This window comes from Rhizobium pisi (genome assembly GCF_003938655.1).
Classification (GTDB): Bacteria; Pseudomonadota; Alphaproteobacteria; order Rhizobiales; family Rhizobiaceae; genus Rhizobium; species Rhizobium pisi.
Window position 1 is genome coordinate 268,224 of sequence record NZ_RJJT01000004.1, and the last position, 25,199, is coordinate 293,422.

The 25,199-nt window shown below is 61.1% G+C and carries 27 protein-coding genes; 13 read left to right on the forward strand and 14 right to left on the reverse strand.

Annotation, left to right across the window (positions count from 1 at the left end; genetic code table 11):
* The first annotated feature begins 4 nt into the window (after window positions 1-4).
* A complete protein-coding gene (locus EFD55_RS07640) occupies window positions 5-904 on the forward strand; it encodes a metal ABC transporter substrate-binding protein (RefSeq protein WP_125844000.1) in 900 nt (299 codons plus the stop codon).
* Window positions 905-941: 37 nt separating this feature from the next.
* Here EFD55_RS07640 and EFD55_RS07645 read toward each other — a convergent pair whose 3' ends face one another.
* From EFD55_RS07645 to EFD55_RS33070, 7 genes are all read right to left on the reverse strand, one after another.
* Window positions 942-1,250, reverse strand: coding sequence for a Dabb family protein (locus EFD55_RS07645; RefSeq protein ID WP_125844109.1), 309 nt, complete (start codon window positions 1,248-1,250; stop codon window positions 942-944).
* Window positions 1,251-1,362: 112 nt separating this feature from the next.
* A complete protein-coding gene (locus EFD55_RS07650; protein ID WP_125844001.1) occupies window positions 1,363-1,788 on the reverse strand; it encodes a hypothetical protein in 426 nt (141 codons plus the stop codon).
* Window positions 1,789-1,911: 123 nt separating this feature from the next.
* A complete protein-coding gene (locus EFD55_RS07655) occupies window positions 1,912-4,824 on the reverse strand; it encodes a sensor domain-containing phosphodiesterase (protein WP_125844002.1) in 2,913 nt (970 codons plus the stop codon).
* Entirely contained in the window at window positions 4,821-5,435 is a 615-nt protein-coding gene (locus EFD55_RS07660) for a GNAT family N-acetyltransferase (RefSeq protein WP_125844003.1), read from the reverse strand. The genes EFD55_RS07655 and EFD55_RS07660 overlap by 4 nt, the downstream gene beginning before the upstream one ends.
* 29 nt (window positions 5,436-5,464) lie before the next feature.
* Complete coding sequence (locus EFD55_RS07665; protein WP_125844004.1) at window positions 5,465-6,760, reverse strand: M16 family metallopeptidase; 1,296 nt, start codon at window positions 6,758-6,760, stop codon at window positions 5,465-5,467.
* Window positions 6,761-6,763: 3 nt separating this feature from the next.
* A complete protein-coding gene (gene thrC / locus EFD55_RS07670; RefSeq protein ID WP_125844005.1) occupies window positions 6,764-8,188 on the reverse strand; it encodes a threonine synthase in 1,425 nt (474 codons plus the stop codon).
* Window positions 8,185-8,379, reverse strand: a complete 195-nt coding sequence (locus EFD55_RS33070; protein ID WP_164737534.1) for a hypothetical protein — start codon at window positions 8,377-8,379, stop codon at window positions 8,185-8,187. The genes thrC and EFD55_RS33070 overlap by 4 nt, the downstream gene beginning before the upstream one ends.
* 71 nt (window positions 8,380-8,450) lie before the next feature.
* On the opposite strand from EFD55_RS33070, the gene EFD55_RS07675 reads away from it, so the two are divergent.
* Complete coding sequence (locus EFD55_RS07675) at window positions 8,451-9,095, forward strand: hypothetical protein (protein WP_125844111.1); 645 nt, start codon at window positions 8,451-8,453, stop codon at window positions 9,093-9,095.
* A gap of 167 nt (window positions 9,096-9,262) precedes the next feature.
* A complete protein-coding gene (locus EFD55_RS07680) occupies window positions 9,263-10,012 on the forward strand; it encodes an MBL fold metallo-hydrolase (protein WP_125844006.1) in 750 nt (249 codons plus the stop codon).
* 105 nt (window positions 10,013-10,117) lie between these two features.
* Here the strand turns inward: EFD55_RS07680 and EFD55_RS07685 are convergent, their stop codons facing one another.
* Window positions 10,118-10,807, reverse strand: a complete 690-nt coding sequence (locus tag EFD55_RS07685; RefSeq protein WP_125844007.1) for an HAD family hydrolase — start codon at window positions 10,805-10,807, stop codon at window positions 10,118-10,120.
* Window positions 10,808-10,961: 154 nt separating this feature from the next.
* Entirely contained in the window at window positions 10,962-12,794 is a 1,833-nt protein-coding gene (locus EFD55_RS07690; RefSeq protein WP_125844008.1) for a methyl-accepting chemotaxis protein, read from the reverse strand.
* Between the two features lie 287 nt (window positions 12,795-13,081).
* Between EFD55_RS07690 and EFD55_RS07695 the strand changes: the two genes are divergently transcribed.
* Entirely contained in the window at window positions 13,082-13,294 is a 213-nt protein-coding gene (locus tag EFD55_RS07695) for a hypothetical protein (RefSeq protein ID WP_125844009.1), read from the forward strand.
* A gap of 118 nt (window positions 13,295-13,412) precedes the next feature.
* Here the strand turns inward: EFD55_RS07695 and EFD55_RS07700 are convergent, their stop codons facing one another.
* On the reverse strand, window positions 13,413-14,099 hold the full coding sequence (locus EFD55_RS07700; RefSeq protein WP_125844010.1) for an ArsR/SmtB family transcription factor: 687 nt from the start codon (window positions 14,097-14,099) through the stop codon (window positions 13,413-13,415).
* Between the two features lie 70 nt (window positions 14,100-14,169).
* Between EFD55_RS07700 and EFD55_RS07705 the strand changes: the two genes are divergently transcribed.
* The 3 genes from EFD55_RS07705 (at window position 14,170) to EFD55_RS07715 (ending at window position 16,109) form a co-directional block, all read left to right on the forward strand.
* Window positions 14,170-14,499 carry an NIPSNAP family protein gene (locus EFD55_RS07705; protein WP_125844011.1) on the forward strand — a complete coding sequence of 110 codons (330 nt, stop codon included), beginning with the start codon at window positions 14,170-14,172 and terminating at the stop codon, window positions 14,497-14,499.
* Window positions 14,496-14,846, forward strand: a complete 351-nt coding sequence (locus EFD55_RS07710) for an antibiotic biosynthesis monooxygenase family protein (protein WP_125844012.1) — start codon at window positions 14,496-14,498, stop codon at window positions 14,844-14,846. The genes EFD55_RS07705 and EFD55_RS07710 overlap by 4 nt, the downstream gene beginning before the upstream one ends.
* A 120-nt stretch (window positions 14,847-14,966) precedes the next feature.
* A complete protein-coding gene (locus EFD55_RS07715; protein WP_125844013.1) occupies window positions 14,967-16,109 on the forward strand; it encodes a site-specific DNA-methyltransferase in 1,143 nt (380 codons plus the stop codon).
* A 112-nt stretch (window positions 16,110-16,221) separates the two neighbouring features.
* On the opposite strand, the gene EFD55_RS07720 is transcribed toward EFD55_RS07715, so the two are convergent.
* Genes EFD55_RS07720 through mutY form a run of 3 tightly spaced genes read right to left on the reverse strand, consistent with a single transcriptional unit; the run spans window position 16,222 to window position 18,301 of the window.
* Window positions 16,222-16,587, reverse strand: a complete 366-nt coding sequence (locus tag EFD55_RS07720) for a nuclear transport factor 2 family protein (protein ID WP_125844014.1) — start codon at window positions 16,585-16,587, stop codon at window positions 16,222-16,224.
* A gap of 5 nt (window positions 16,588-16,592) precedes the next feature.
* Window positions 16,593-17,207, reverse strand: coding sequence for an HAD family hydrolase (locus tag EFD55_RS07725; protein WP_125844015.1), 615 nt, complete (start codon window positions 17,205-17,207; stop codon window positions 16,593-16,595).
* A 2-nt stretch (window positions 17,208-17,209) separates the two neighbouring features.
* Entirely contained in the window at window positions 17,210-18,301 is a 1,092-nt protein-coding gene (gene mutY, locus EFD55_RS07730) for an A/G-specific adenine glycosylase (protein ID WP_125844016.1), read from the reverse strand.
* Between the two features lie 96 nt (window positions 18,302-18,397).
* Between mutY and EFD55_RS07735 the strand changes: the two genes are divergently transcribed.
* Window positions 18,398-18,892, forward strand: a complete 495-nt coding sequence (locus tag EFD55_RS07735; RefSeq protein WP_125844017.1) for a DUF721 domain-containing protein — start codon at window positions 18,398-18,400, stop codon at window positions 18,890-18,892.
* A gap of 15 nt (window positions 18,893-18,907) precedes the next feature.
* On the opposite strand, the gene EFD55_RS07740 is transcribed toward EFD55_RS07735, so the two are convergent.
* Window positions 18,908-19,351, reverse strand: a complete 444-nt coding sequence (locus EFD55_RS07740) for an RbsD/FucU family protein (RefSeq protein ID WP_125844018.1) — start codon at window positions 19,349-19,351, stop codon at window positions 18,908-18,910.
* A gap of 240 nt (window positions 19,352-19,591) precedes the next feature.
* On the opposite strand from EFD55_RS07740, the gene EFD55_RS07745 reads away from it, so the two are divergent.
* From EFD55_RS07745 to EFD55_RS07765, 5 genes are all read left to right on the forward strand, one after another.
* Entirely contained in the window at window positions 19,592-20,596 is a 1,005-nt protein-coding gene (locus EFD55_RS07745; protein ID WP_125844019.1) for a LacI family DNA-binding transcriptional regulator, read from the forward strand.
* A 1-nt stretch (window position 20,597) separates the two neighbouring features.
* Complete coding sequence (locus EFD55_RS07750; RefSeq protein WP_125844020.1) at window positions 20,598-22,085, forward strand: sugar ABC transporter ATP-binding protein; 1,488 nt, start codon at window positions 20,598-20,600, stop codon at window positions 22,083-22,085.
* A gap of 13 nt (window positions 22,086-22,098) precedes the next feature.
* A complete protein-coding gene (locus tag EFD55_RS07755) occupies window positions 22,099-23,031 on the forward strand; it encodes an ABC transporter permease (RefSeq protein ID WP_125844021.1) in 933 nt (310 codons plus the stop codon).
* A 26-nt stretch (window positions 23,032-23,057) separates the two neighbouring features.
* Window positions 23,058-24,059, forward strand: coding sequence for a substrate-binding domain-containing protein (locus EFD55_RS07760; protein WP_125844022.1), 1,002 nt, complete (start codon window positions 23,058-23,060; stop codon window positions 24,057-24,059).
* 328 nt (window positions 24,060-24,387) lie between these two features.
* The gene (locus EFD55_RS07765) at window positions 24,388-25,158 is read left to right on the forward strand and encodes a DsbA family protein (RefSeq protein ID WP_376774089.1); all 771 of its coding nucleotides are present in this window, start codon (window positions 24,388-24,390) and stop codon (window positions 25,156-25,158) included.
* Window positions 25,159-25,199 lie beyond the last annotated feature (41 nt).

Here is a 25,199-nt window from a genome sequence, read left to right on the forward strand (position 1 = left end):
TTCGATGAACCCGCACAGACTGCTTCTCTCCGCAGCAATCCCCGCTTTGGTGGCGCTGTCGGCCATGCCCGCCTCCGCCGAAACGCTGAAGGTCGTGGCGTCCTTCACCGTGCTTGCCGATGTCATCAAACAGGTCGGCGGCGACCACGTTGATGTGAAGAGCCTCGTCGGGCCGAACGGCGATCCCCATGAATTCGAGCCGTCGCCGGCCGATGCGAAGAATTTGAACGCTGCTCAAGTCACCTTCGTCAGCGGCGAGGGGCTGGAAGGCTGGATGGACCGGCTGATCACCGCCTCGGGCTATAAGGGCAAACCGGTCACCGTCTCTGAAGGCATCAATACCCGCACCATGGAAGAGGATGGCGCAGAGATTACCGATCCACATGTCTGGAACAGCCCCGTCAACGTCAAGATCTGGGTCGCCAATATCGAAAAGGCGCTGTCGTCAGCCGATCCAGCCGATGCGAGTGCCTTCAAGGCCAATGCCGAGAAATACGCTAGGACGTTGGATGAGCTGGACGCCTACGCCCATTCGAAATTCGACAAGATAGCCGATGATCGCCGCAAGGTGCTGACCAGCCACGATGCCTTCGGTTATTTCGGACGCGAATATAAAGTCAGCTTCCTCGCGCCTCTTGGTTTGTCGACCGAAAGCGAAGCATCCGCAGCCGACGTCGCCAAGCTAATCGAACAGATCAAGAGCGAGCGCGTAAAGGCCTATTTCTTCGAGAATTCCAACGATCCGCGCCTGGTCAAGCAGGTCGCCAAGGCAACCGGTGCCGAGCCCGGCGGCGAGCTCTATGTCGAATCCCTGTCCGACGCCAAGGGACCGGCGCCGACCTATGAGAAGATGTTCAAATACAATGTCGACCAGCTCGCCGCCGCCATGGCGAAATCGAGCTGAGAATCTCGGGTGGCTGCAGGCTGAGCCTGCGGTCGCTCTACAGATTGAGGTCGAAGACCAGGATGCCGGCAAGGCCTCCATCCGTCGACGAGACGATGCGCTCGCCCACAGCCACATGCTCGGGATGGATGAGATAGGCATCCCGAGCCTCGGCGCTTTCGAAGGTCACGGCAAAACCGTCGACGAAGCCACCATGCAGACCCTCGGGCGAAACGTTCGGCCCGTATTTGATATCTAGTATGCCGGGAATGACCTGTTTCAGGGCGACGATCGCCGCAAACAACGACTGCTTGTCGTCGGCCGTCATCGCGGTTTTCAGCCGCAGGAATACGCAGTGCAGGATCATCATGGTCCTCCCGATTTTCTTGGGAGGAGAATAGCGGCGAAAGCGGCAAGGGCAATGAGATTATTTCACGCAAACGTTGCGTCGCGCCGGGAGCCGGCCTGGATCGGCCAGGCTACATCTGGTCTGTCTTGACCAGCGGGCGCTTGTATATCTTCTGGACGAGGCCGCTCGCCAGCGCGCGGGCTTCGTCCTTCTGGGGTGCCGTCATCGGCCGGCAGGTGTTCCTGGTGTTGGAACCGTCGAGCACGGTTGTAGAACCGGAATTGGCGATGACGAGATGCCAGCTGCATGATGCGACCTGGTCAATGGTTACGGCGCCATGACAACCCGTAGACAGGCAAAAGGCGACGGTCCGCTGCGCACCGTTGTCGCCTTTATAGGCCAGTTCAACGGCAGTCTTGAAATCCTTTGCCCAACGCTCGCAGTTCGGCTGACTTTCCCCCGATGGACAGCTCTTGGTGACGGGGATGATGTCACCGGCTTGAAGCGGCGAGACGCTGAAAACGCCGATCGCGAGGGCGAGCAAAAACTTGAGCATCAAATTCTCCTTATGCAGTGGAGAAGAGGCGCACATCGTAGGCCCTTGGTCAATGGCTATCCACAAAGAGGAAGCGGCGCGCCCCCGGCGCGCGCTGGAAGCCGATAGGATCGGCCGGGTCGCTCAGGCGCGTTTGGTCAACGGAAACCGGTCCCGAAGCAGGCGCAGGACCGATTCGGAAGGCATCGGCGGTCCGAAAAGATAGCTCTGTCCGTAGCTGCACCCCATCTTGGCGAGCTCGATCGCATCCTCGTTGGATTCGATCCCCTCCGCCACCACCTTCATCTCCAGCTCACGTGCCATTGCGATCACGGACTTGAGCACGGTCGCCTTCTTGTCGCTGCTGTCGCGCACCAGCGCCTTATCGAGTTTGATCGTGTCGAAGGGGAAGCGCGTGAGATAGGCAAGTGACGAATATCCGGTGCCGAAATCGTCGAGCGCGAGCCCGATGCCGGCTTCCTTCAGCTTCTGCAGGACGAGGCGGGCCTGTTCCGGATTTTCCATCACCATGGATTCCGTCAGTTCAAGCTTGAGGCGCGAGGGCTCGCAATGCGTCTTGGCGAGAACCGAGCGCACGTCGTCGTAGAGCTCGTTGTTGAGCAGCTGCACGCTGGACAGATTGATCGACACGAAGATCGGCAGTTCGCCGGTCTGCTGCTGCCAGCTCATCAGATCGTTGGTCGCCTGTTCCAGCGCGAACATGCCGAGCGGGCCGATGATATCGGAGGCCTCCGCAATCGGAATGAATTCGGACGGCGGGATATTGCCGCGCTTGGGATGCTCCCAGCGCATCAGCGCCTCGAAACCGGCGATCTCGACATCTTCCAGCCGCGCGATCGGCTGGTAGACCATCGACAGTTCCTTCCGCTCGATGGCGCGGCGCAGATCCGTTTCGAGTTGCAGCCGGTCGGTGCCGAATTCGCGGAAAGCCGGCTGAAATGGTTCGACGCGGTTGCCGCCGGCCCGTTTTGCCCGGTACATGGCAAGCTCGGCGTCGCTGAGCAGTCCGGTGGCGCTCTCCTGCCGGTCCACCCAGGAGGCGAGGCCGACCGAAGCCGTCAGGATGATCTCGCGGTTGGCGAAGTTGATCGGCACCATGATCGCCTTGCTGATCGCATCGGCAAAATCGGCGACCTTGGTCGGATTGTGCTCGGAAACGAGGATGAGGCCGAACTGGTCGCCGGCAAGCCGCGCCAGCGTGTCCTGCGGCTTCAAGAGCCGGCGCAGGCGCCGCGTCAGTGCGATGAGGATGTTGTCGCCGGCAGCGACGCCCAGCGAATCGTTGACCAGCTTGTAGCGGTCGATGTCGATCACCATCACGGTCGGCCGCAGCGTGTCGCCGCCCGGCGCCAGAGCCAGCACGGATTGCAGGCGGTCGAGAAAGACCTGCCGGTTCGGAAGTCCCGTCAGATTGTCGTGCAGCGCATCGTGAAGAAGCCGCTCGACGGAATTCTTCTGCTCGGTCACATCGACGATCGTGCCGACGCAGCGGATGATCTCGCCGTTCGAGCCAAGCACCGGCCGGGCGCGGATCAGCAGCCAGTGGAAATGCCCGTCCTCGGCGCGGATGCGGAACTCGTGGTTCAGCCGCCCGCGCCGGTGTTCGAGCAGCACGTCGAGTGTGGCGCGGAACCGGTCGCGGTCGTCGGGGTGCAGCCGCGGCAGCCAGTTGCGTGCTGCGCCATGCATGGTGCCGGGGGAAAGGCCGAGCTTGGTCGAGACGTCGGGAATGGTGACGACGCGGTCGCGTGCCACGTCCCAGTCCCATACCATGTCGCCGGAGCCGGTGAGCGCCAGCGACTGCCGTTCGAGATCGGAAAACAGTCCCTGCTGGAAGGCGCCGCCGGCAAAAGCGTGCTGCATGACGGTGAAGCCGATCAAAAGCACGATGAGGACGAGACCGCCGCCGAGTGCGGGCTGGATGATGTCGTTGTCGAGCCGCCCGGTGACCGTCAGCCACGCGCCGAACAGCCAGACGAGCGTCAGCGCCCATGCGGGCACGAGCAGAATGGCGCGGTCGTAGCGGTTGAAGCCGAGATAGATGATGAGCAGCAGGCCGGTCGCCGCCGTCAGCGCGAAGGAAAGCCTGGCGATGCCGGCCGCAATCGATGGATCGTAGATTGCGACGCCGAAGAGCAGGGCAAGGCCGAGCACCCAGGCGAGTGTGGCGTAACCGAGATGCGCATGCCAGCGGTTGAGGTTCAGATAGGTGAAGAGGAAGATGACGAAACTCGATGCCAGCGCCACCTCCGCGCAGGCGCGCCATATTCGCTGGTCGGCGGAAGCGACGCTGATGAGCTTGCCGAGAAAGCCGAAGTCGACGCAGATATAGCCGAGCACCGCCCAGGCGAGCGCTGCCGTCGCCGGCAGCATCGAGGTGCCCTTGACGACGAAGAGGATCGTCAGGAACACGGCGAGCAGGCCGGCAATGCCGAGCACGATGCCGCGATAGAGCGTGAACGCGTTGATCGTGTCCTTGTAGGCGTCCGGTTCCCAGAGATAGATCTGCGGCAGCTCCGGGGTCGACAGTTCGGCGACGAAGGTGATGACGGCGCCGGGGTTCAGCGTGATGCGGAAGACGTCGGCCTCGTCGCTCGGCTGCCTGTCGAGAGCGAAACCTTCGCTCGGCGTGATCGCGATGATGCGTTGCGAGCCGAGATCCGGCCAGAAGAGCTTTGAATTGACGAGGCGGAAATGCGGGGCGACGATCACGCGCTCGAGCTGTTCTTCCGAGACGTTGGCGAGCGCGAAGACAGCCCAGTCGCCCTGATGGTTCTCCGAGCTTGCCCTGACCTCGATGCGGCGGCGGATGCCGTCGGCGCCGGCGGCCGTCGAAACCTGGAAGGCCTCGCCCTGATTGGCATAGATTTCGGTGGTTGCCGTCAGATCGAGCGCGGTATCGTCGCGGGAAATCTTCACCGGTTCGGCCGCCTGGGCAACGCTCGCCATCAAGGCGAAGGCTGCCAGGAAAAGGGCTGCGATCACCGCGATCACTCGTCCGGACGGTGACTTGGGCAGCATGCGGTCTCTGGTCATCGGCTGTCGGTTTTCCTGCCTTTATCCGTATCGGTGGCGAGACGTGAAAACATCACATGGTCATGCCACTGACCGTTGATCTTCAAATATCCACGCAGATAGCCTTCCTGCTGAAACCCGGCCTTTTCAAGCAGGCGGATGCTGCGCGCGTTATCTGGAATACAGGCTGCTTCGATACGGTGCAACTCAAGCCCGGAGAAGATGTAAGGAATAACCATTTGAAGGGCTGCGAACATATGCCCCTGGCCGGCGTGGCGCTCACCCATCCAGTAGCCGATCATGCAGCTTTGTGCCGCGCCCCTTCTGATGTAGCCGATGGTGATGCCGCCGACGAGCGTCATGTCGCCCTTCAGGAAAATGAACAGCGGGACCGCCTGGCCCGAGGCATATTCCTGCTTTCCGCGGATCACGCGGGCGCGATAGGCGCCTTCCGTCAGCTCGTCGCGCCGCCAGGTCGGCTCCCAGGGTTCCAGGAACTTGCGGCTTTCGGCGCGCAGCCGGTGCCACTGGTTGAAATCCTGGTAGCGCGGCAGGCGCAGGAGATATCTGTCGTTCTCCAGCTCCACCGCTTCCGGCTGCCGCGACAGAAACCGAAAAACGGATTTTGCCATCGATTGCTCCCGGCAGGACGAACGTCAGCTCAGCTTGCCTGCAGCGTCTTCGACGCCGGGACGGAAAGCGAGGCGGTGATGTCTTCCATCGGCGCGAGCTGCTCCAACGGCCCGATCGCCGAAAGCGTCGGCACGGTGTCATAGAACAGCCGGCCGGCGAGGTCGGTCAGCCGCTCGATGGTAATGCCTTCCAGGCGCTCCATCATCTCCGGATTGGAGATCGGCCGGCCGTAGAGCATCATCTGCCGGGCGATCTGGCCGGCGCGGGCGGCCGGGCTCTCCTGGCCCATCAGCAGCTGGGCGCGGATCTGGGCGCGGGCACGCTCGATTTCCTTCTGGTGGATCGCATCGGCGGATTTGTGCAGCTCGTCAATGATGACAGGCACCAGCTCCGGCAGGTTTTCGCCGCCGGTCGCGGCATGGATGCCGAAAATGCCGGTGTCGGAAAAGCCCCAGTGGAAGGCATAGACGGAATAACAGAGGCCGCGGAACTCGCGCACTTCCTGGAAGAGCCGCGAGGACATGCCGCCACCGAGGATATTGGCGAGGATCTGCGAGCAGTAGAAATCGCGGGCATGGTAGGGCTTGCCCTCGAAGCCGAGCAGGATCTGCGCATCCATCAGGTCGCGCGGTTCGCGCACGCTGCCGCCGATATAACGCGCCGCTTCCATGACAGGCGGGGCCGACGGCTGGGTCGGCAGGCTCGCGAAACGATCCTCGACCATGCGCAGGAATTCTTCGTGCTCGACGGCGCCGGTCGCAACCACGAACATGCGGTCGGTCGTGTAGTTGCGGCCGAGATAGGTGCGGATTTGCTGCGGCGTGAAGGAGACGACGGTTTCCGGCGTGCCGAGAATCGGCCTTCCGAGCGTCTGGTCGCGGTAGGCAACCTCGGAGAACCGGTCGAACACCACGTCGTCGGGTGTGTCGTTGGCGGCGTTGATCTCCTGCAGAATGACCTGTTTCTCGCGCTCCAGCTCGTCCTCCTCGAAGGCCGATTCCGTCAGGATATCGGCAAGGATGTCGACGGCGAGCGGTACGTGGTCCTTCAGCACACGGGCGTAATAGGACGTCGTCTCGGTCGAAGTTGCGGCATTGACTTCGCCGCCCACATCTTCGATCTCCTCGGCGATCTGGCGGGCCGTGCGACGCGCCGTACCCTTGAAGGCCATGTGTTCGAGCAGGTGGGCGATGCCGTGCTCGTCTGCGGTCTCGTTACGCGACCCTGATTTGATCCAGACTCCAAGCGCGACGCTTTCAAGGTGCGGCATGGTCTCGGTGACTACTGTCAGCCCGGATTTCTGCCGGGTGCACTCAACTGTCATTGGCTATCTTTCTGCGCCTGCCGCCGTCTCGCCGCGGGCATGCTTGCCGATAAAGGTTTCTACGGCTTTAAGCTCCGGTTTGACGATCTGGAAGCGCTCCTCCCTGTCCATCAGATCAGCAAGCCACGTCGGAAGCGCCGGGTCAATACCGCAAGCGGATTTTACGGCGACGGGGAATTTCGCCGGATGTGCGGTCGAAAGCGTCACCATCGGCGTATTCGGTTTCTCTTTCTTGGCCGCGACGAAGACGCCGATCGCCGAATGCGGATCAAGGAGATAGCCGGTCTCGGCATGGGTCTTGCGGATCGTCTCGGCCACCTGTTTTTCGCTGGCGCGCCCGGCGCGGAAGTCGCGGCGAATCGCCTTCAGCGCTTCCGACGCAATCTCGAAACCGCCCGATTGCTTGAGGCTTTCCATCGCAGCGCGTACCTTCGAGGCGTCGCGGTCATAGGCTTCGAAAAGCAGGCGTTCGAAGTTCGACGAGATCTGAATATCCATCGAAGGCGAACTCGTCGCCTTGACCGCCTTCATGTCGTAGCGCCCGGTCTTCAGCGTCCGCGTCAGGATGTCGTTCTCGTTGGTGGCGATCACAAGCCGGTCGATAGGCAGGCCCATGCGCTTGGCGCAGTAGCCGGCGAAGATGTCGCCGAAATTGCCTGTGGGCACGGTGAACGAGATCTTCCGGTCCGGTCCGCCGAGCGCGACCGCCGCCGTGAAATAATAGACGATCTGGGCCATGATGCGCGCCCAGTTGATCGAGTTGACACCTGATAGGCGAACCTTGTCGCGGAAGGCTGCGTCGTTGAACATCGCCTTGACGAGGTTCTGGCAGTCGTCGAAATTACCCTCGACGGCAAGCGCATGCACATTCGCCGACGTTGAGGTCGTCATCTGCCGCTGCTGCACCGGCGAGACCTTGCCGTGCGGGAAAAGAATGAAGATGTCGGTGCGCTCACGCCCGGCGAATGCGTCGATCGCCGCCCCGCCGGTATCGCCCGAGGTGGCGCCGACGATCGTCGCCCGCTCGCCGCGCTTTTCCAGCGCATAATCCATCAGCCGTGCGAGCAGCTGCATCGCTACGTCCTTGAAGGCGAGCGTCGTGCCGTGAAAGAGCTCCATCACGAAGCTGTTCGGCCCGGTCTGGACGAGCGGCGCGATCGCCGGATGACGGAAGGTGCCGTAGGCCTCGTCGATCATCGCGCGGAAAGTCTCGTCGGGGATCTCGCCATTGGTGAAGGGCGACAGGATGCTGAAGGCGATCTCCTGATAGGTCTTGCCCCTCAGGCTGCGGATTTCCTTCTTGGAAAAGCTCGGCCATTTCCTGGGAACGTAGAGCCCGCCGTCGCGCGCAAGCCCTGTCAGCAGGGCGTCGCAAAAGCCGAGGGAAGGGGCCTCGCCGCGGGTCGAGATATAGTCCACGTTCGTCATCCTTGATTTATCGCTGGAGGAAGTTCGGCTCGGCGCGACCATGGCCGGGTTCTGCCGGAAACGGGGAAGAGGCCGCCTTTGAGGCGCGCATCGCGGGTATCCTGTTGAAGTTGCCCGCGTCCGGCGTCGAAAAGTGCATCAAAACGGTGCTTACCCAATCGATTTTTCTTTGCGCCGCTGATATAGACCATCGCAAACCGTCATGAAAGGCCCTGTGAAAAAGACATGGGCCTCCAAGAAACGCTTGCACAAGGGATGGAATATGGTGCTCGGCAAGGTCTCGCGTCTCATCGTTTCCGCATCTTTTCTTGCCCTGCTCTCTAGTTGCAATTCGCTCGGTATCGGCGGCGACAGCAAGTCGGCGGCGCCGACGCAGCCGAACGGCACCGCCCAGATCATGCCGCTCGCGCCCGCCAATCCATCCTCGAACAATCCTTCGATCGGCACGGCCACGACCGCGCAGGGCACCGTCGCTCCCGTCGTCCAGGGCGCCTGCCCGCAGATTTTCATGCGCGACCAGGATGCGATCTTCCGCACCTACGCCAAGGGCAAGAAGGATGATCCGCAGCAGATCGTCTTCCAGGCTTCCTTCGGCGATTACACCCGCCAGTGCACGCTGAATGACACGAACCTAACGATGACGGTCGTCGCCCAGCTGCGCCTCATCACCGGCCCGGCCGGGGCGCCTGGTTCGGTGACCCTGCCGATCCGCATCTCCGTCGTCGACGGCGACAACGTGCTTTATTCCGAAGTCACCAAATTCCCGACCGAGATCCCGCAGGGCGCCACGAGTGCGCAGGTGATCTTCCGCAAGGACGGCATCAAGATGCCCGTCGGCTCCGGCTCACTGGTGCGTGTCAATATTGGCTTCGACACTCAGCCTGCAAAGAGCAAGAAAAGCAGCTAGAGCAACGCGGCTTCGATCTCTGCACGTTAAAATACGGAGACCTCTCTCAGATTGCCTGCGCGACAGTCGAACCATTCGATCGCGCGGGCAGGTTCTTGATTGGGACCGCGGATGAGTGATGTTAGACCCTCGACGATCATCTCAGGACAGTGCCGCAGGAGAATCTAATGAAGCTTCAGTTGATCCGAAATGCGACCTTGAAGCTCGACTACGCCGGCCGCACGCTGCTGGTCGATCCTTATTTCGCTCCGAAGCACAGCCAGCCTTCTTTTGCCGGACGCTCGCCGAACCCATTGGTGGAGCTTCCCCTTGGCATCGATGAAATCCTCGCCGGCGTCGAACTGGTGATCGTTTCGCACCTGCACGAGGATCATTTCGACGAGGTGGCGATGGAGCTCGTGCCGAAGCACCTGCCGATTATCTGCCAGCCCGGCGACGAAGCGCAAATTCGCGGCGCAGGGTTCACCGAGGTTAGGCCCTTGATCGATAGTATGATGTGGGAAGGTCTGACGCTCACGCGCCGCGAAGGCAGCCACGGGCTTGGTCCTGTTCTCGACGATATGGGCTCGGTCATGGGTTTCAGCCTTGAGGCAGCGGGCGAACCTTCGATCTACTGGGCTGGCGACACCGTGCTCTATCCGCCGGTTGCCGATGTCATCCGCGCGACGAGTCCCGATATCATCATCACCCATTCCTGCGGCGCGTTGTGGAACGGCGACCTCATTGTCATGGATGCCGAGGAAACGATCGCGGTTTGCGAAATCGCCGCATCCAGCCTCGTTATATCAACCCACATGGAAGCGCTCGATCACGCAACGATTGGCCGTGAGGATTTGCGTGGCGCGGCGGAGGCGCGGGGCATTCCTGCTTCCCGATTGCTGATACCCGCCGATGGGGAAGTGCTGGCGGTCGGGTGAAGCGGCTTTCCGCGGCTCAGACGCATAACTTACGGGGTCAAGGGCTCGACGGCCTGATGTCCGTAATTCGTGACATTGACGACGGCAGGCTCAGCGCAAGTTTCTTTAGAAAACCTGTTCCCAGGCCGCCAGCGCGGCGACGACGCCAGGCAGGTCGTTCATGCGCGAGATGACCGTTTCGGCGCCGGCATCCGTCAATTTGTCGGCATGGGCGGGGTAGCTGTGCGAGGCGCCGGTGAAGCCGATGACACGCATGCCGGCGGCGCGCGCCGCATGCACGCCGTGCACGGAATCCTCGACCACGATAGTCTTGTCAGGCGCCACACCCATCTGGCTCGCTCCATGCAGGAAGATGTCGGGCTTCGGCTTGGCGCGGTCGGGGCCGAGATCCTTGGCGGAGAAGATGTTGGGCGCAAACAGCGGCTTCAAGCCCACCTTGGTCAGCATCATCTCGAGCCGTTTCGTGCTCGAATTCGAGCAGATGCAGCGCTTCATTGGCAGCCGGGAGACTGCGAATTCGACGCCCGGTATGCCTTTGACGTCGCTTGCCAGCCTGGCGTCGAGCAGCTTTTCGGACTTATCCAGCAGCGACGCCGAAAGCGGGATGCTCGCCTCGCGCTCGATCTGGAGCAGGATGTTGCGCCATGTCATGCCGGCAAAACGCTCACCCATTTCTTCGACGCCGATCGGATATCCGGCTTCCGTCAGAAGCGCGGATTCGACTTCCGCGGCGATGATTTCGGAATCGACGAGAACGCCGTCGCAGTCGAAGATGATGAGGTCGAAGCCGTTCATGTGTTCACGCCTTGCTGGGAGTCTGGTCTTGTCCGGGAATGCTGCGGCTTTACACGATGGCCGCCCAAAGCTCAACCTGATCTCAAGCATGGCTGCGATGCGGCCTACGATGGGCTGCAGACCGGATCCACTGATCTTGTCGTTGGAGAAGCCGTCAGGCCGCCATCCGCCCGTTCCGTCGTGCCGCCGCAGAGTGGGTTGAAGGCGCCGCGCCGAGCTTGAACCGAGAGACGAGTTCACGAAGCGTGGCAGCCTCCTGGGCGAGACTGACGGACGCCGCGGTCGACTGCTCGACCATTGCCGCATTCTGCTGGGTCACCTGGTCCATGGAGTTGACGGCGGAATTGACTTCGGCAAGCCCGGTCGACTGTTCCCGCGCCGAGATGGCGATTGCATCTATGTGCTGATTGATGCGGGCGATCTGTTCGCTGATCGCGTTCAGGACCTCGCTCGTATCGAGGACCAGCTTGACGCCACTTTCCACTTCCTGCGACGATTTCTGGATGTGGCCTTTAATTTCCTTGGCCGCCTGAGCCGATCGCTGGGCAAGTTCGCGTACTTCCTGGGCGACCACGGCAAAGCCCTTGCCCGCCTCTCCGGCGCGAGCGGCTTCGACGCCGGCGTTCAGCGCGAGCAGATTGGTCTGGAACGCGATCTCATCGATCACGCCGATAATGCTGGAGATCTGCTGGGACGAACTCTCGATGCGGCGCATGGCTTCTTCGGCATGCGAGACAACCTCGGCAGACTTGGCGGCATTGCGATTGGCGTCGGTCGCCTCCGTTCGGGCCTCATCAGTCCGCTTGCTGGAGTTCGACACATTGGCGGTGATCTGGTCAAGCGCTGCGGCGGTTTCTTCGAGCGAGGCTGCTTGCTGTTCGGTGCGCTTTGACAGATCGCCGGCGCCGGACGCGATTTCCCTGGTGCCTTCTTCGATCGCGGCAATGGCGGTGGCGATAGCGCCGAGCGTCTGATCGAGCTGCCTGATCGACATGTTGAAATCATGCCGGAGGCCCTCGAAATCGGGCGCGAAGGGTTCTTCGATCTGGAATGCGAGATCGCCTGATGCAAGCCGCTTCAGGCCGGCGGCGAGGCCTGATGTCGCCGCCCGTAACCGTTCGGTGGCATTGTCGTCAGCCTGCTTGCGGGCCGTGACCCGCTCGGCTTCGCCCTGCAATCGGGCTGCCTCGGCGTCTTGCTCAAGCTGCTTGTTGGCAATCGCCGCCTGGCGGAAGATTTCGACAGCCGATGCCATCGTTCCGATTTCATCGGTGCGGCCAATCCCTGTGCAGGCAATCGCGGTGTCACCGCCGGCAAGCCGTTGCATGTCGTTTGAAAGCACAAGGATGGGCTTGGTTACTGTCTTACGGGTCAAGAAATAAAGACCGATGGCGAAGATCGCGGCCAAGGCCAGAAGTGCTTTCAGAATGATATCGACCGAAGCTTTGATTTCAGTGCTGCGTTTGGAAATCTCGTCCGACGCAGCCGTGATCTGATCCCCGGCCTGTTCCATAGCCGTTTCCAAGACGGAGAACTGCTGCATGAATTCGGGCAACGCCTTCAAAGCCGCCGATGGATCCTTGCTGGCGAGATCGACAATCTTCGTGGCGCTTTCAATATAGACAATGAGCGGACGTTCGACGTTGGCAAGGATCGCCTTGGTCTTTTCGTCTGTGGCCAGGGCCTTGTTGGCGTCAATCATCTCCCGGAACGACGCCTCGTGCTCCACCAGATCCGCCTTCACCGCTGCAGCTTCTATACCTGCCGCCGGATTGGAGGACAGCATTGAAGCGAGCACGTCGGCGCGCAGCGCGTCATGCATCATATCTGCCTGCATATGGTTGCGCAGAATTTGCGCTGACTGGGCGACATCGGCGCTGTTTGCGGAGAGGGCGGCCGCGGACCAGATGCCGACGCCTGTGGCGCCGGCTGCCAAGCCGAAAATCGCGATGCTTGCAAAGATGATTTTATGCTGGATCGACGCCATAGCGGGACTCTCACGTTAATTTAGAACTTGAGAGTATCGAAACATGCTTAATTATTTCTCAGTGCCATGTCGCTTAGTGGCACGAAAACAAAAGGTTGTGGTGGATTTTTCATTTTCGATGAAAGGTTGAGCTCTTTGTGGCTCGCGGATGCCGGTGCGACGATTTAGTCCCCGACATCGATGCCGATAGAATGATAGACTTGCGCGATGAGTGCCGGCGCATCGTCGAGGCACATTGCTGCTTCATGGTCTCGGGCGTAGCATTCATGTGCTCAAGGAGAGGGACCATGGGGCTTTCAGCTGTTGTCCGACCGGCGGCGGCCGTAGTACTGTTGTTTACCTTCACATCCACCGACGTCATCGCCAAGGGCAACCACCACCGAAGCTGTGCGCAGTTGCAGGCGATGATGGATCATGGGCTGACCGGCGGAAAGCATGCCGGGGATGGGCCCGACAAGAGAGCCAAGATCGAACGGAAGATGAGGAAGAAAGGCTGCTAGAGGCAAGCCGCCGATAGCTCGCGAGCGCCGATAGAACGCGGTCTGGCAGCAGGTGCGCCTGTTACCGAGACGGGGAAATGCGCCTTCGTCCACGACGGCGCGACATCCCCGCAATAACCTACGCGTCGACCGGAAAAAGCCTCAAAAACTGCCGGTCGCCTTCCGGCGAGAAGATGACGGAGCGGCTTTCGGCCGTGCGCCGCGCCCAGCCTTTGTCGAGGAAGTTTGATAGCAAAGCCTTGCCGAGACTGCCGGCAAGATGCGCTCGCCTTTCGCTCCAGTCGAGACAGGAGCGGCAGAGCGGCCGCCGCGACGAACGGAGCGTGCCGACGTCGATGCCGATGCATTTGAGATCGCTCTCGCCCTTTTCCGTCAGCGCCAGGCCTTCGCCGACCGCCTCGATAGAGCCGGAGGCAATCAGGCTGTCGAGCATGCGTACGCCGTAATCGCCGGCAAGGTGATCGTAGCAGATGCGCGCCTTGCGCAGCGCCGGCTCCTTCGGTCCCGGCCGGTGGCGCAAATGCCCGCGCCCGGCGGCAAAGCCCATCATGCTTTCGATCAGCCGGGCGACGGCCTCGTCGGCGAGCGTGAAATAACGATGCCGTCCCTGCTTGCGCTGGGTAAGCAGCCCGCCGGCTTCCAGCTTGGCAAGATGGGTGCTTGCCGTCTGCACGGTGATGCCGCCGACGCCGGCAAGCTCGGTCGCCGTCAGCGCCCGGCCGCCGGTGAGTGCCGCCAGCATGTTGGCGCGGGCGGGATCGCCGATGAGCGCGCCGATCTGCGCAATGTCAGGACCTTCCTTCATAGTTCGATCGTAACCGAAGCATCGCCGTCGGGCAATGTGCGAAAACGGGTGGGCAGTAAAGGAGAACACCATGATTACCTGCTTCATCCGCTATGAGATCGATCCCTTCAAGAAAGAGGCTTTCGCCGAATATGCCCGCAACTGGGGCCAGGCGATTCCGCAAAACGGCGCGGACCTGATCGGCTATTTTGGCCCGCATGAGGGATCGGCAACGACCGCCTACGGCGTCTACACTATCGAAAGCCTCGCCAGCTACGAGGCCTATCGCGCCCGGCTGGCTTCCGACCCGCTCGGCCGAGAGAATTACGAATTCGCCAGGCGCGAGCGTTTCATCCTAAAGGAGGATCGCTTCTTTCTCAAAAACGTCTCCGCCCCTCACGCAAAGCTGGTGTTGCCATGATCGCCGTCATCTTCGAAGTCGTTCCCTCTGTGGGAGAACGTCACAAATATTTGGATCTCGCCGGCGAGTTGCGCGCCGAGCTCGAAAAGATCGACGGCTTCATTTCGATCGAGCGTTTTGAAAGCCTGACGAACCGCGGCAAGCTTCTGTCACTTTCCTTCTTCCGTGACGAGGATGCCGTCAAGGTATGGCGAAACCGGCAGGCCCATCGGGCAGCGCAACAGGCCGGACGCGGCGGCATCTTCGCCGATTATCGCCTGCGGATCGCCAGTGTCGTCCGCGATTACGGCATGTTCGAGCGAGAGGAAGCGCCGGCGGACAGCCGCAAGGTTCACGATGCGGCCTGATGTTTTCTGGCAGCGGTGACCGAATAAATTCCCGAAATCGGCCACCGCTTCAGGCTTTGGTAACTAAGTTGCGTAACCATAACGGACAGTTAAGCGTAGAGCGTATGAGTGAGTATCAGAATGGCATCAGTTTTTCCGCTTGCCGACCTCAAGGCTTCCGTCAAGTCGGATTCCCGGCCGGGCTCCTGGGTTGACACCATCATCAAGGGCGATTGCGTCAGCGCCCTTGAAGCTTTGCCCAGCCACTCCGTCGATGTCATCTTTGCCGATCCGCCGTATAACCTCCAGCTCGGCGGAACGCTGCATCGCCCGGATCAGTCGCTGGTCGATGCCGTCGACGACGAATGGGACCAGTTCGCATCCTTCGAGGCTTATGATGCCTTCACCCGCGCCTGGCTGCTGGCCTGCCGTCGTGTCCTGAAGCCGACCGGTTCGATCTGGGTGATCGGCTCCTACCACAATATCTTCCGCGTCGGCGCCACGCTGCAGGATCTGAATTTCTGGATCCTCAACGACATCATCTGGCGCAAGACCAATCCGATGCCGAATTTCAAGGGGCGCCGCTTCCAGAACGCCCATGAGACGATGATCTGGGCAAGCCCCAACGCCAAGGCGAAGGGTTATACCTTCAATTACGATGCGATGAAGGCCGCCAATGACGACGTGCAGATGCGCTCCGACTGGCTCTTCCCGATCTGCAGCGGCGGTGAGCGGCTGAAGGGCGAGGACGGCAAGAAGGTGCATCCGACGCAGAAGCCGGAAGCGCTGCTTGCCCGCGTCATCATGGCCTCGACGAAACCCGGCGATATTGTGCTCGACCCATTCTTCGGCTCGGGAACGACGGGCGCCGTCGCCAAGCGTCTCGGCCGTCACTTCGTCGGCATCGAGCGCGAGCAGGATTATATCGATGCGGCCTCGGCCCGCATCGCCGCCGTCGAGCCGCTCGGCAAGGCGGAACTGACCGTCATGACCGGCAAGAAGGCCGAAGTCCGCGTCGCCTTCAACGTGCTTGTCGAAAGTGGTCTGATCAAGCCCGGCCAGGTTCTGACCGACGCCAAGCGCCGCTATAGCGCCATCGTGCGCGCCGACGGCACAGTAGCGTCAGGCGGCGAGGCCGGCTCCATTCATCGTCTCGGCGCCAAGGTGCAGGGCCTCGATGCATGCAACGGATGGACTTTCTGGCACTTCGAAGACGGGCAGTCCCTGCGCCCGATCGACGATCTCAGGTCCGTCATCCGCAGTGATCTGGCAAAGGTGGAGTGAGCAGCGCCTCTGACAGATCGAAATACCTTCTTCCGATTTCCCTCCAGTTGCGGGAGAAGGCCAAGGCGCCCGGAGTTCGAGCTCCGGGCGTCCTCTATTCAGAAACCCTGTTTCAAAAGTCCTGATAGTCGGTAACGTCGACCCGTGTGATGCGGCCTTCCGCATTGAAGGTGATCGTCTCCTCGCCTTCGCGGATCAGCGGCTTGCCGGTCTGGCTGTGGGTGGCGCGAAGCGACCAGACCGCGCGGCCGGATTGGGCCGTCAGCCTTTCCACCAACGAATTTTCCGCAGTCTGATCGGGATAGTCGTCGAAATATTTCCGGAAGGCGGCCATGATTTCGTCGCGGCCGGCAAGGCTGCCGACGCCGTTCGAGACGTAGGTCGCGTCCTCGGCGAAATAGGCCTCGATCGCGGGAAAATCGAGGGCGTTGATCGCGGCATGAAAGCGTTCGATTTCTTCAGCGGGGTCGAAAGCCATGGGTCTCAGACCTTCAATCCGTAAGCCGTGAGATCGCTGCGCAGCTTCTCCGCGCCCGAAAACAGCACCGCATTCCAGCCGGCAGCCTTGGCGCCTTCGACATTGGCCGGTGCGTCATCGATGAAGATCGTCGCGGCCGGATCGAGGCCGAATGTTTTCGTATGCGTCTCGTAGATCGCGATATCCGGCTTGATCAGGCCGACATCGCCGGAAACGGTGACGCCGCGCGGCTTGGTCAGGAAGGGAAAGCGTTGCTGCGCCTCGCGGAAAGTATCGGAGGCGAAGTTGGTAAGCATCGTCACGTCGCGGCCCTCGGCGATCAGCCTTTCCATGATGGCAACGCTGTCCTCATAGGCATGCGGCACCATCTCGTGCCAATATTTGCGGAAGGCGCGGATATGCTCTTCGCGGGCAGGGTGCGCTTCGATCAGCAGCGCTTCGGCCTCCGCCCAGGTGCGGCCGCGGTCCTGCTCGATGTTCCAGTCGTGGGTGCAGATGTTGGCGAAGAACCAATTGCGCTCGGTCTCATCAGGGATGAGGCGGGTGAAGGGAAGATGCGGATCGTAATGAATAAGGACTTTGCCGATATCAAAAACGATATGCTGTATGTCGGTCGTCATGGTCATCCTTTGGATGTTTTGAACGCGAGAGGAATAGCCGTTGCGATCGCTTTTTTCATGACGGTCGGCAAGGCCTGCGCTTCAAGATTTGTAACCGGTTCCCACCATCCGTCATTCGTGCCGACCTTGGCGGCGATCGCCGCGCGCCAGATCGAAAGCCTGAGCTCGAAATGGGTGAAGACATGGATGACGGTGCCGCAAGCCTGCCAGGCGGCATCGAAGGGAGCGGCTTCAGCCGAGGTTTCGCCGTCGGTGCGCGCCGTCCACGCCGTCGTCGGCACCTCGGTCATGCCGCCGAGCAGGCCGCTCGCGACGCGCTGCCGCAACAGGATCTCGCCATCATCGGTCACCGCGATGAAAGCTGCCCCATAGCGCACCGGCTTCTCCTTCTTTGCCGCCTTGACCGGAAAGAACTCGGGATCGGAAAGCTTGAGCGCCTTGCAGGCATCCCGGAACGGACAGAGCGAACAGGCCGGCCGCTTCGGTGTGCAGATCGTGGCACCGAGATCCATCATCGCCTGGGCGAAATCGCCGGGCCGCGCGGCCGGCGTCATGAGCGCCACCTTCTCCTTCATCATCGGTTTGGCGGCCGGAAGTGGGGTCGCGATCGCGTAAAGCCTGGAAATCACCCGCTCGACATTGCCGTCCATGACAGCCGCCTGCCGGTTGAAGGCGATGGCGGCGACGGCGGCGGCCGTATAGTCGCCGATGCCGGGCAGGGATCTGAGGCCTTCTTCAGTGTCGGGAAAGATGCCGCCATGCTCTTTCGCCACCGCTTCGGCGCATTTCTTCAGGTTGCGGGCCCGCGCATAATAGCCAAGGCCTGCCCAGGCGGCCATAACAGCGTCGTTCTCGGCCGCGGCAAGATCGGTCACCTCGGGCCAGCGCTCAAGAAAACGCGCGAAATAAGGTTTGACCGCCTGCACCGTCGTCTGTTGCAGCATCACTTCCGAAAGCCAGATGTGATAGGGATCGGCCTTGACGCCGCGCGCTGCCATGCCCGGCGTCACACGCCAGGGCAGGTCGCGGTGGTGGCGATCGTACCAGTCGAGAAGGGGCGTTGCTGAAGGCGTGTCGAGTGTGGTGATCGTCATGATTTGCCGCGATGGGGGGAAGGCTCTATACTTGGCGAAGCAATGCCGCGCGATCAAGTCGGCCGCGCCAATTCGCGGCGGCGCCCAAGGTTTTCGATGAGTTATCCACGCAAAGATGTGAAGCAGATTTCCGAGCTGGCGAACCGGCTCATCGATCCTGTCCTTGCCAGGCGCGCCGGCATCAACACCGCGCTGCTCGGCTCATGGAGCGAAATCGCCGGCGAGGATTTCGCCGATTGCACCCGGCCCGAAAAGATCGCCTGGGCACGCGGCGGCGATGAGGGTAGTTTCCGCCCGGGCGTGCTGACCATTGCCTGCGAAGGCGCGCGCGCGCTCTTCCTCACCCATGCCCAGGGCGAACTGATTCAGCGCATCAACAGCTTCTTCGGCTTTGCCGCCGTCCACCAGATCCGAATCGTCCAGAAGCCGGTCTCCCAGGCCGTGCGACGCTCCCGTGCTCCCGCGCCGCTGAAGGGCGAGGCCGCCCGCAAGCTCGAAGGCATGATGGAAGGCATCGAGGGCGACAAACTGCGCCAGGCAATCCAGCGTTTAGGAACCGCGGTGATGGGCAAGCGTGGAAATCAACGCTGATGTTCAGGACCGCCGCTAAACGACGCCTTTCTTCAAGATGAAGTTGCCATAGGGCCGTATCTCCCCTGCTTGAACTACCGCAAAGCAGGATTCAGCCATCGGATAGTAGGCGAAACGCTCGATGGGCTTGCTCCTGATGCGGCGCTTTTCCGCCGTCGAGCAAAGCAATTCCACATCCGCATGAACCGGTAGCAATATCCCGGCCTGATCCGGATCCTCCATATGCATGAGCGGCTGCTCGACGAAGTGATCAAGTGGCATGACCGCCAGGATCGCTTCTATAGCGTCTGTGGCGCTGGCCGCATTCATCGACACAAGTTTGCCGCTGACGGTCTTTTTCGACACGCGGCAGGCCGAGAAATTCTTGTCGACGATGGCGATCTCGTCGCCATGGCCCATCGCGCTCAATATCCACAAAAGATCTGGGCAAAGAATCCCGGGAATATTTTTCAATGCCATGTTCGTTCCTCCCTTTGGACTCGTATATCACCATAAATCGGCGAAGAAAACGCTTGCGCAAACGTTTCGATGACCATACGCTGCCTATTGCCGTTTCATTGGAGGATGAAATGGACAGCAAGCGAGCCACGGGCTGCGGCTTGTTTGGGATCGGTTGAACATTCCGATTTTGATTGGGGGAAGACGCCGGGGCGACAGTCTGAAGCTGCGCATCAGGCGTGATGAGGGAGGTCTGCAATCATGGCGACAATCACTGACGTCGCACGCGCCGCCGGCGTGTCGGTCTCCACCGTTTCGCACGTCATCAACGGCACGCGGCATGTGAACGAGGCGACGGCAGCGCTCGTCAAAGAGGCGATCAAAAATCTCGGATTCGTGCCGAACGCCGTGGCCCGCTCACTGGTGCGATCCTCGACCGATGCCGTGGGGATCGCGATTTCGATCAGCACCAACTACTATTTCAACGACATCGTCTCCTCTATCGAACGGGCCTGCGCCGCCATCGGGCAGCTCGTTTTTCTCTGCGATACGCAGAACGATCCGGCGACCGAGCTGAAGCTGGTCCGCGAACTGGTCCAGCGGCGTGTGGATGGGGTGATTCTGGCTCCGTCCAGTGATCCGGAAAACCGCGCCATCGACTATCTCAAATCGTCTCGCATGCCCTTCGTGCTCGTCGACCGTCTGACGGTCGAGGATGCGGACGGGGTCTGCCTGGACAACGAGGCAGCGATGGAAACGCTGATCGACCACCTTGCGGGCCACGGTCATCGCCGCATCGGCCTCATCGCCGGTGAGCCGGGGCTGCGCTCCACGATCGAACGCGTACGCGGATATGTCGGCGCCATGCGCAAGCACGGGCTCGAGATCGATCGCAGTTTGATGAGTGAAGGCAATGCGAACAGCGCGGATGCCCGCCAATCGGCGCTTGAGATCTTAAGTCGGTCGGACCGACCGACGGCGATTGCCTCGGGCAACAATCTGGCCACCATCGGCGTCATGCGCGCGGTCCGCGACCTTGGATTGCGCATCTCCGAGGATCTGGCGCTGATCGGCTTTGACGATTTCGACTGGGCCGACTGCTTCGAGCCGCGGCTGACCGTCATGGCGCAGCCGAGCGAGATGATCGGCATGCAGGCTGCGGAAATGCTGTCCAGGCGGATCAAATCGAGCACCGCGAATGCGCGGCAGGTCCGCCTGCCGGCAAAACTGGTAATTCGCCGCTCTTGCGGCTGCGGAGGGCATTGAAATGACGTCGGCACTGGCTCTCGCGGGGATCACCAAATCATTTCCGGGCGTGCGCGCGCTCAAGGGCGTGTCGTTTTCTCTGCAGCCCGGAGAAATCAGGGCGTTGGTGGGGGAGAACGGAGCCGGAAAATCGACGTTGATGAAGATCCTTTCAGGCGCCTATTCGGCCGACGAGGGGCGCATCGAGCTTTTTGGCGAACAGGTTCTCGATCCGACGCCGGCCGGGATGATCGCGCGCGGCGTCGCGGTCATCTATCAGGAACTGGCGCAGGCGCCGCACCTGACCGTCGCTGAAAACGTTCTGATGGGGAGGTTGCCACGCAAAGGTGCCCTGATCGACTGGGGCGAAGCAAAGCGCCGGACCATCGAGGTTGTCGACCGGCTCGGTTTCGATGTCGATCCAACCGCTCGGATCGGAACACTCTCCGTTGCCAAGCGCCAGATGGTGGAGATTGCCAAGGCGCTGGCGCGCGATGCGAAAATCATCGTTCTCGACGAACCGTCGGCTGTGTTGGCGCAGGCAGAGATCGACCAGCTGTTCCGGGTCGTCCGGCAACTGGCGCGCGAGAGCGGCGTTGCCTTCGTCTATATTTCGCATCGCCTGCGCGAAGTTTTCGAACTGAGCGACACGGTCACCATTCTGCGCGACGGCACGGTCATCCACAACGGACCCTCCAATGGCCTGACGACGAACGACCTCATTCGCAGCATGGTGGGAAGGGAAGTGGGCGACGTCTTTCCCAAGCGCGCACCCCGGATCGGCGAGGAAGCCCTGTCCGCCAAGGGTATCTCGACGCCAGCGCTGCTCAAAAACGTCAGCATCCATGTTCGAAAGGGCGAGATCGTCGGTCTTTTCGGGCTGGCAGGCGCTGGCCGCACGGAGCTTCTGCGCGCCATCTACGGCGCTGACCCGCGTGGTGCCGGCGAGGTCAGCATCAACGGCGCGATGGCGAGCATCGGTTCGCCGCGCGCCGGTATCACCAAGGGGCTCGGTCTCGTGCCGGAAGACCGCAAGACAGAGGGCCTCTTCCTGATTCAGAGCGTCGGCTTCAACATCATGTCGGCCAGCCTCGCGCAGATCGTCCGTTTCGGGCTTCTGTCCCTTCGCCGCGAACGCAAGATAGTGAGCGGTCTGATCGAGCGGCTGCGGATCAGGACGCCGAACGCCGCAGCGGCGACGCAGAACCTTTCGGGCGGCAATCAGCAGAAATGTGTGCTGGCGAGGCTCGTCAGCGCCGGGTGCGAGATCCTGCTGGCCGACGAGCCGACACGCGGTGTCGATGTCGGGGCCAAGCGCGAGATCTACGACCTGCTGGTCGAACTGGCGGAAGCCCGCGGACTGGCGATCGTCATCGCCTCTTCCGAATTGCCGGAAATCCTCGGCCTGTGCGACCGGCTCTACGTTTTGAGAGAGGGCGAAGTCACGGCGGAACTCGACGCACGCACCGCAACCGAAGAACAAGTCATGCACTTCGCGGCACTACATTAATGAGGGGACTACCATGAAAAATCTTCCGCGAGGAACGGGTCTTGCCGGTGCTCTGATCGTACTGATCATCGCCGCCTCGCTGATCTCTCCTCATTTTCTCAATCCCATCAATGTCCTGAACGTCCTGAGGCAGGTCGCGCTCTATGGGATCCTCGGCATCGGCATGACATTCGTGATCCTGACCAAAGGGATCGATCTTTCGGTGGGCTCGATCGTCGCGCTGGTCGGCGTCACCGGCGCGGTCCTGATGGAACAGGGCGTGCCCATCCCCCTGATGGTGTTGATCTGTCTCTCCATTGGCGCCCTCGTCGGCTGCGTCAACGGCTTCGGCGTTTCCTATTTCCGTATTCCGGCCTTCATCATGACGCTCGGCTGCATGGTGATGGTGCGCGGATTCGCGCTGATGATCGCCGATGGTGGGACCGTCAATCCCGGCAAGCTCGCCGAAAGCTTCTTCTTGCTCGGCGGCGGTTACATGCTGGGTGTGCCGACACCGATCTACGTCTTCGCGATCGTCTGCATCATCGCGGCCGTCGTGCTCAGCTTCACGCCGTTCGGCCGCGCCATCTATGCGGTCGGCAGCAATGAGGAGGCAGCCAGGCTCTCCGGTATCAATGTGCCGCTCGTCATCTTCAGCGTCTACATCATTTGTGGCGTGTTGGCAGCACTTTCCGGCCTGATTTTCCTGTCCCGCCTTTCCGTCGGCGACCCGAACTCCGGCCTCGGCCTCGAACTGGAAGCGATCACGATCGCGGTCATCGGCGGCACGTCGCTGTTCGGCGGCGAAGGCACGGTTCTCGGCACGATGGGGGGCGCCATGGTGCTGGCCATCATCGCAAACATTCTCAATCTCGCAGGCGTTTCACCATTCTCTCAACAGGTGGTGAAGGGCGGGATCATCGTTCTTGCCGTGCTGCTCGAAGCCGGAAGAAAACCACGCAAATAGCGTGTTCAACAGAGGGAGGACTTAAAATGCTCAACATGACTAGACGCATGCTCATTATCTCCGCCGGGCTCGCCACCGTCCTGACGGCGGCTCCCGCCTTCAGCGCGGACAAGATCGTCATCGGCTTCTCGCAGGCGAGTTCGAACTCGGCCCATCGCAACACGATGACCAAACGCAACCAAGCCTATGCCGCGGAGCACTTCAAGGATGTCGATCTGATCGTCACCAACGCGGAAGGCAAGTCAGCAAAGCAGATTTCGGATGTCGAAAGCCTGATGGTACAAGGCATGAAGGTTCTGATGATCTCGGCTCAGGATGGCGCCGCGATCGCTCCGACCGTCAAGCAGGTGCTGGCCGCCGGCATTCCGGTAATCACGCTCGAGCGCAGTCTCGATATTCCGGTTACGCTGCATGTCGGCCCGCACAACAAACCCATCGGTACGCTGGCCGGCAAGTACATCGCCGAGGCGCTGAAAGGCAAGGGCAATGTCGTCGAGATCAAGGGCGACCCGGCTGTCGCTCCCGCGGTTGAGCGCCATGAAGGTTTTGCCGAAGCCATCGCCGGCACCGAGATAAAGGTGATCGCCGAAACCCACGCCGACTGGGACCAGGAAAAGGCGTTGAAGTTCATGGAAGACACGCTTCAGCGTTTCCCGGCCGGGCAAATCCAGGCCGTTTATGCCCATAACGACAATATGGCGTTTGGTGCGCTGCGGGCGATCCAGGCTGCCGGCCGTGACAAGGAAGGCATCCTCATCATCGGCATCGACGGCGAGAATGCCGCCATCCGTGCCGTTGCCAAGGGCGATCTGACCGCGACCTTCACCTATTCCACCGTCGCGCCTGAAGGCGTCATTGCCGCGCACGCGCTTGCCACCAACGACACGGCAGCGCTGGAAAAGCTCGGAACCTTGACGAAGAAGGACGACGGCTCGATGGAAATCGAGATCGCGTCGAAGATGATCACCAAGGAAAATGCCGCCGAGTTCTTCTGCAAGGGCTTCGGCGACGACCCCGAATGCAAATGATCAGGTAGACTTCGAAGTCCGGCGCGACAACAGAAGCGCCGGACTTTGGTTCGAGATACAAAGATCAGGCCGTCGATCGTTCCCCGACCGCCTGAAACCCAAGACTCCACACAGCCTGCCTGATCGGCTTTTCTCCACGTACCCCAGCGGCCGCGATGTCTGCCGGTGAAATCGGCAAAACCTCCAATCCTGCAATTTTTGGTCAGTCGTCTTCCCACGGTCACAATTCTTTGAAGGAAGTTGGCGAAGCGTGGCTTGTGAGTGGCCGCAAGCCGTTATATCGCACAGTCATGCCGTCACTCTCATTAGTTATGGGGAACCCATGCAGATGTCCGAAATGCAACTGACGAAACGCCGCCTTCTCGGTGGTATCGCCATCGCCGCAGCTGCCGCAGCGCTTGTCGCCTGCAACGACAGCAGGGACGCTGCCGATGCTTCGTCCTCCGGCAAGACCATGGCTGACGGCACCAATGTCGACACCATCCAGACGGCGGCGACGTCTTCGACCGAAATCCCGAAGCCCGATGGCGATGTCGACATGGCTGAGGTGCTGAAGCCCGGCGCGCTGCCGGAAATGGCGCTCGGCAAGGCTGACGCCCCGGTCAAGATCGTCGAATACATGTCGATGACCTGCCCGCATTGCGCTCATTTCCACAACACTACCTTCGACGCCATCAAGCAGAAGTATGTCGACAGCGGCAAGGTGCAGTTCATCATCCGGGAATTCCCCTTCGATCCGCGCGCCGCCGCCGCCTTCATGCTTGCCCGCTGCAGCGCTTCCAATCCGGAGCAGTTGAGCACGCCGGAACAGTATTTCCCGATGGTCTCCATGCTCTTCAAGCAGCAGCAGGTCTGGGCTGCCGCCGACGATGGCCGGGCCGCACTGCTGCAGATGTCGAAGCTTGCCGGATTTACTGAGGATAGCTTCACGAAATGCTTGACGAACCAGAAGCTTCTGGATGAAGTGAACGCCACGCGGGAAAGAGGTTCCAAGGATTTCGGCGTCAACGCCACGCCGACTTTCCTCATCAATGGCAAGCGCTACTCTGGAGACATGCCGGTTGAAACCATGTCGGCGCTCATCGACAGCCTGCTCTGAACCGGACCGTTTCGAAATGACGGGCGACGGTGAAAGCCGTG